Source organism: Pseudomonas sp. SIMBA_067, assembly GCF_046534675.1.
Taxonomy (GTDB): Bacteria; Pseudomonadota; Gammaproteobacteria; order Pseudomonadales; family Pseudomonadaceae; genus Aquipseudomonas; species Aquipseudomonas putida.
Window position 1 is genome coordinate 1 of record NZ_JAWRYH010000265.1, and the last position, 286, is coordinate 286.

1 pseudogene is annotated in these 286 nt (G+C 65.0%); it reads left to right on the forward strand.

Features of this window, described 5'->3' with window-relative positions:
• Positions 1 to 286: pseudogene (locus SB765_RS29025) on the forward strand (acyl-CoA dehydrogenase); the annotation flags it as partial.

The following is a 286-nucleotide window of genomic DNA, read 5'->3' on the forward strand; positions in this document are numbered from 1 at the left end:
GCTGGGCATGATTTGCGCCTGTGCAAGTTGTTCGAAGGGCATACCGATGCCTTGGCGATCCTTGCCGAATGCGGCGCCGCGCACCACGCCCAGGAGGGTATCTGGGGCGTGTGGGCTGCCGAACCGCCGAATGCCCGCGCACGTATCGTCGGACGCTAGGGCGAGCAGGTGCGCCTGGCTGGCCGCAAGGCTTGGTGTTCAGGTGCCTTGCAGATCGACCGCGCGCTCATCACTGCCTGGGGTGATGACGAACAACCGCAGCTGGTAGCGATAGAGCTGTCGCACC